At 38.9% G+C, this 6069-nt stretch carries 4 protein-coding genes; all 4 read right to left on the bottom strand.

Going from position 1 to position 6069, the window contains the following annotated elements:
- Positions 1-585: 585 nt before the first annotated feature.
- Positions 586-3021 carry a right-handed parallel beta-helix repeat-containing protein gene (locus HUJ21_RS02865; RefSeq protein WP_291367114.1) on the bottom strand — a complete coding sequence of 812 codons (2436 nt, stop codon included), beginning with the start codon at positions 3019-3021 and terminating at the stop codon, positions 586-588.
- Between the two features lie 130 nt (positions 3022-3151).
- Complete coding sequence (locus tag HUJ21_RS02860) at positions 3152-4261, bottom strand: mechanosensitive ion channel family protein (RefSeq protein ID WP_291367112.1); 1110 nt, start codon at positions 4259-4261, stop codon at positions 3152-3154.
- A 228-nt stretch (positions 4262-4489) separates the two neighbouring features.
- Positions 4490-5482 (bottom strand): GH25 family lysozyme, encoded by a 993-nt coding sequence (locus HUJ21_RS02855; RefSeq protein ID WP_291367110.1) that lies wholly within the window; start codon positions 5480-5482, stop codon positions 4490-4492.
- Positions 5483-5516: 34 nt separating this feature from the next.
- The gene (locus tag HUJ21_RS02850) at positions 5517-6065 is read right to left on the bottom strand and encodes a DUF2589 domain-containing protein (protein WP_291367109.1); all 549 of its coding nucleotides are present in this window, start codon (positions 6063-6065) and stop codon (positions 5517-5519) included.
- Positions 6066-6069 lie beyond the last annotated feature (4 nt).

Genomic DNA, 6069 nt, shown 5'->3' with positions numbered 1-6069 from the left:
ATCTTATTTTGATAATAAATGGTATAATATTCTTAATACCAAATTTTATTTTTAACAACAAGTGACATGGGGAGATTAAAAAATTGTATAATTTCTTTATGTGATTTCAATTGTGTTTTTGGAATTATTTTTATTGCCGATAATCCAGAAATGAGGATTAGAAAAAAAAAATATTTTTTTCAGTTTTATTAGCTGGAGTTGTCTACCTGAGTAAGGATAGGGTGTGAAGCCAGATAAAAAGGGTAAATGAAAAAATAGATGCATCCATCATTGCAATTGACCGGAGTTCGATTGTGAAATATTGCCTATTGAGGGCACCAAACCTTGCCGAAGCAAACGGAAAATTGCCAGATAAGTCAAACCATCATAGATTCAACTCAAATCTCATTTTCAGGGATTCTGTATTAAGGGGGAATTATTCTTTTCAAGCAGGAAACTGCTTTAAGCTGTTCTGACAGTTAGAATTTAAATCAAACTTGGGTCAGTAATTATAGGAACCAGTTGCGAAAAGTGGCAAACCTATACCGCAAAGTTTTTGAATTTTTAGTGCTGGAATAAAAAAATGGTTTAAGAATAGTGTGCAATTTAATCCCGGATAAGAAAAATGCTCCGGTAAGGTTCCAGGCTAATTTTACCAGAATGAATTTTGCCGGATAAGTCTTTATAGCTGGCTTCCAGTTCTGCTAGGTGGGGATCGGGTTTTGGGTTGGTCAGCAGTAAAAAAGGCTCCGGTTTTCTGGTTTCTTTCTTTTGATGTAAAATATCGAATTTTATGTTGTCGATTTTGATGCTGTTTTTAGATTGGAAAATGTCTAGCATTAAAGAAGCATCCCTATCTTCTCTTGGGTTTTCTATAAAAATTTGAATTTCTTTTCTGGATTTATCCAGTATAAAAGTTTTTCCATGACTTAATTTCTGATAAGCTGGCCCACGTTGTCTCAGATAGACTTCCATTATTACTGGTTCCTCACTAGAAGCTGTCAAGGTTAGTAGGTATCTCAGTTCGTTTTTAACGGGCCCAAGGTCTAATTTTAAACTTGACATATCCTTGTCGCCGGTAAGGGAAACATATCCTCCATTTTCCCAAAAAAGGTTACAGTCTTTTACGCAATAGATTCCTGATGCGTCTTTGGAAAAGTTAAGGTTTTTAATGGTGTTTAATTCAGAAGTAGCAGGAAGTTGACTGTCAGCTGAATGAATAGTTTGGGTAGTCTTTCCCTCCCATGCTGTTATATTTTTCCAGTTTTCGAGGTTAAAATACATGTCATTTCTTGTGGAGATATTCTGTACATGAAATATAGCCCCATTTCCGGTGGGATCTATATAATGGTTTTGATCAGAAGAACCAATAGTAGAGAAATCAGGATCGGCCGATCTGATTCCCATTGGAATTTGGTGGGGTGTCTTTTTTATGAGGGTGTTGTCTTTGATAAAGATTTTTTCAAGAGGCTGTCCCAAATGATCATCTGCCAGAAAAATCAAATAGGATGCATCAAAGACAAGGTTATCCTTTACTTCAATATTATTGGTATTGTGCAGGTAAATGCCTTTGTTGGCGATACCAGAAATGGTATTTTCAGCTACCAGGATGTTTGCAGCATCATCATCCAGGTATATCCCCTCTGCAGGAGCTGGAAAATCGGAACCTTGTAGGGAGGTTCCCTCTCTTGCTCCAACACCATTTTGAATTATATTACCGATGATTTTCCTATTGAGATACTGCTTGCGGGTACCTCCGGTGTAGGAGTAAATCCCACCGCCGTCACCTTTTACAAGACAAAAACCATTGATATAATTGTTATTTACCAGCGTATTGCTTCCTCTAAAGCCAATGCCTACATAACCTGAATTCTTGATGGTATTGTTGGAGATGGTATCTGCGTCTGAAACGCTAAAAATGGCGTATCCATTATTGTCTCCGCTCTGCCCCATCCCCGAAAATACATGGATGTTTTCAATATGGTTGTTGCTTATGGTAGCCTGATAATTTCCGGATCTCAGGTAAACACCTGAGTTTTGAGCATTAAGAATCGTTGAATTTTCAAAGCGAAAACGATCCATATTTTCAACCATCACAGCATTTTCACCTGAATTTTCTATTTTGACTGAAGTGAAATGCATCGAATCACCACCTCTTATCAGTATGGCGTCATTGTTTGCCCCTTCAAAATGTATCCCATGAAAAACAATATGTCTGGTATTGGTAAGTGTGGTGAGAAGATTGCCTTTTGTACTGACTTTGATGGATAATTTATCAGGGTTTTGGTCCTCCAAACATATATAAAGTCTGTTTGCATTGACATCATGGTACCATTCACCCAGTTGGTCAAGGGTATTCAGGTGATTTTGAATAAAGAAACCATATCCTTCTTTTGGTTCGTAGCTGGATGAAGGTAAAAACGTAAGGGTATTGGATTGATGGGAAATAATTTGGTCACGGTCCATAATCCAATGGTTTTTTCTAATAACCAACTCAGCCCCTTCCCACTGCTCCCCTTCCTGTAAGGATGGATGCGCTATTTGGTTTTTCCCCTTAATTTCATCCGGAACCAAATACCCTTTGTTTTTTTCGGTTTGGTTCGGGAATCTCCCCAGCGCCATAGGCTTCCCGTTTAGTGTTAATAAGTTGACTCGAGGGGTAGCCTGAGGAGTATTGGTGAAGAAAATTCCAGGAGCGTATTTTTTCCAGTTATTAAGCAGGGTAAACCCTGAAATGACAGGGGGGGAGCCGATTCCATATTGGCTAAAAACAATGGGCTTTTCTGAAGTTCCCGATTTTTTCAGGTTTAGGCTGCCATAAAAAATGTCGCCGGACTTAAATAGAACAGAATCTCCAGGTTTCAGTTGAGGAATAAATTCATTCAATTTATTTAAAGTCTGCCATGGGCTGTCGGTATGCTGGGCCTCCTCTGCGGTTCTCTCATCATTTCCGGAAGTAGATGAGAAATAATAGTTTGCAGCATGGACCTTGCTATTATTCCAAATAAAAATAAACAGAAGTAAAAATTTTGCTTTATGCATGATGAAAACTTTCGATTCAGCTCCTTGTACCAAAGCTTAGTTATTTATTGTGATTTTGGATAAGAACTGTATAGCTCCAGGGAGGTTAGCTTTTTCAAATAAAACTATCCTTTTACTCTCATTATTGCCACTAACTTTCAGAAGGTTGAAATTCCCGTCCAAACGTTTCAATTTTAAACCTTTGATCATTTTCATTTCTGACATACAATGTTCTCGTGGGGAAGGCAATGGAGACACCCATGGCGGTAAACTGTTCAAATATCTCAAAGTTTATCTGTTCCTGGATATCCATAAATGTATTGTAATCAGCATTTTCTATGTAATAAACAATTTCAAAATCAAGACTGGAATCGCCAAAAGATTTAAAATGAGCCCTGTCAAAAGTTACAGGGGATTGCTTTTGTACGATTTCTTTTAGCAATCCAGGGATTTGTTTTAATTTCTCCGAAGGTGTTTCGTAGGTCACCCCAACGGAAAAAAGTATCCTTCTTCGCTGCATTTTTTTGTAATTATGAATCCTGGATCCCGTAAGATCACTGTTTGCAACCACCAATTCCTCTCCTGACAAGGTTTTGATTCTTGTTGTTTTGATGCCTATTTTCTCCACAATTCCGTTTTTATCATCCACAACCACAAAGTCGCCGATTTCAATCGGCCGGTCAAAAAAGATAACAAAGTAATTGAACAAATCCCCTAATATATTCTGGGCAGCAAGGGCTACTGCGATACCGCCAATTCCCAAACCGGTAATGATGGCGGTAACATCGTATCCCATATTATCAAACAAAAAAAGGATACCCATGCTCCAAATCAGGACGTTTACGATGATGATGATTCCGCCGATTTGTTTCACTTTTTCCTCACCGTTTTCCTGTCTCCGTACGTAAGTGCGGAGAACCATGATGATAAAGCTGGCAATTATTCGAATAAAAAAATAGGTCAAAACAAACTTATGGCCTGTGGAAATCGCATAGTCCATTTTTTCATTCAGGGTTAGCATCTGAATGCCCCAGAAGACTATAGAAATATAGATGGCAGGTAGAACAAACTTTTCAATAATTTCAAATAAATAATCATCGAAGCTATTATCGGTTTTTTCCGTTAGGCGCTTAATTTTCTTGAATAAGGTTTTTTTAAAGGCCTTGATAATTAAAATGCCTAAGAGGATAAAGCCCAGTGCCTGGAGATAACTCTGCATGCTGTTGTTCCAATACTCCTGATTTAAGTAATCTTGTATCATTGCAAGTTGAAATTTGGTTGGGAATTAAAAGGGGAATAAGACCATAATATTGAATAACATAGCATTTATTTTCCCCTATAATTTCCAAATTACAACTATTCCGTTTTTATTCAAATCTTATTTAGTGGGAAAGGATAGGGCCAGGGCTTTCCTTTCAAGTCTTTTTTGATTTTTCTACGGCCAACCAACTGTTAAATTAAAGGAATTCGGGACTTGATTTACTGTTAATTAATCGGGAATCAAAATATTGTCCTTTAATGTGGCTGGAAGAAAGCTCATATCTGTTTTTCCTGCGATTCCTTTTATTTTTCCCGAATCGGTAAACTGCCACATGGCGATTTCGGGCAATAGGAAAGTTGCTGAGTCGGCCTTGACGGTAAATGATTTTGGGGGTTTGTTCGAAAATTTAGCCATCCAATAAATATAATCATCAAAGTGCCCTTTTAGATGACTTTGGTAGAAGGCTTCATAAGTGTAGATGATGGGTTTTACTTGGAAGTGATCTTCAATTGCCCCCAAATAAATTTTCAAATTTTTGATCATCAGTTTATTTGAAATTTCCGGACTGGTACAGCCCGTGCAATCCAACTCTATGTCCAATATGGGTATAATGTCATTTGCTTTCAGGTTTACCTGTTTGATATAATGCTTTGCCTGGTCCAGTGGGGGGTCTTTATATTGATAGAAATGATAGGCTCCCCTAAGTATTCCGGCTTTACCTGCCGCTTTCCAGTTTCCCTGGAAATAGGGATCAGTGGCTTTGCTTCCCTGTGTTGCTTTGATCAGTGTAAAATCAATTTTGTGTGGGAGAGAGTCTGATTCTACTTGTGACCAGTTGATGGCGTTTTGCCAATGAGAAACATCGATGCCATAATAGCCATGGGTTTGGTGTCCAGGGCTCCAGGCTTCATCCTGCAGATTAAACATCCGAAGTATACTGTCATAGTGGTGCCCTCTGTGGGTAATTTCTCCGGATTCACCAGGAGTGGAATGGCCTGCAAAAAACAATGGTTGGTTAGCCAGTTGAAACTGACTGGAATCAGGATTTTCCTGTCCTTTTAAGGTGTTCTGATTGAGGTAGATGTGGTGCTCATGCACAGTTTGGCCGAAGTTTACAATTCCGGTTATGTGAAGTAAGATGACCAAAATCATGGTACTCATCATAAAAAAACCAAGTAACATGACAAATATAATTCTTCTGTACATTTCCCTTTTTCTCATAGGTCAGGCTGATCGATTGCGTCATTCCTATGGTTTAGATAATGGATTTAATCAGGTGGTCATTGATCCTGAGGAAGGACTCTGCTGGTTCCCCTGCCTCAAAGGTTATCTTTATTTTTGCCAGAGAAGATTTTTTTCCGAAAAAACCACCCCCAGACACACCTCCCAGGTCAATTCCAAGGGATTGACCCTCCTCCCGGGGCTGGTTTTTTTTGAATAGATTCCGGCCTTCTTTCCGGTCTTCCACCAAATTACCCAGGGCTACTTTAAACTCAACTTCCATATTTTTTATTTTTATGGCTGTTGGGGGAATAAGGCTCATTAATGGGACCTGAATTGTTGTAGTGCTGCCTTTTTCAGCTTCGGGATGCATATTGGGTACTTCTACTGCCCAGGTTTTGGCGATCCCCCCATTTCTGTGGATATGGGCCGCCATTTCTTCATTTTTTTTGTTTTCATCTTCAGGCCATTCAAAGTACCTGTCCAATTGCTCCAGGTGTTGCTGTTCGGTAAGCAACTGGGCTTCCAGGACAGCCTGGTGAATGGCTTGAAGCAGGTTATCCAGTTTTATCGTTTTCGCCATGAGG

This window comes from Cyclobacterium sp., assembly GCF_014762705.1.
Lineage (GTDB): Bacteria > Bacteroidota > Bacteroidia > Cytophagales > Cyclobacteriaceae > Cyclobacterium.
The sequence above is the reverse complement of the archived record's forward strand: the minus strand, read 5'-3'. Positions and strand labels throughout refer to the sequence as shown.

Excerpts from the sequence above, each read along its gene's own strand:
- HUJ21_RS02855 (WP_291367110.1), bottom strand. The coding sequence starts at position 5,482 with ATGAGAAAAAGGGAAATGTACAGAAGAATTATATTTGTCATGTTACTT.
- HUJ21_RS02865 (WP_291367114.1), bottom strand. The coding sequence starts at position 3,021 with ATGCATAAAGCAAAATTTTTACTTCTGTTTATTTTTATTTGGAATAAT.
- HUJ21_RS02860 (WP_291367112.1), bottom strand. The coding sequence starts at position 4,261 with ATGATACAAGATTACTTAAATCAGGAGTATTGGAACAACAGCATGCAG.
- HUJ21_RS02850 (WP_291367109.1), bottom strand. The coding sequence starts at position 6,065 with ATGGCGAAAACGATAAAACTGGATAACCTGCTTCAAGCCATTCACCAG.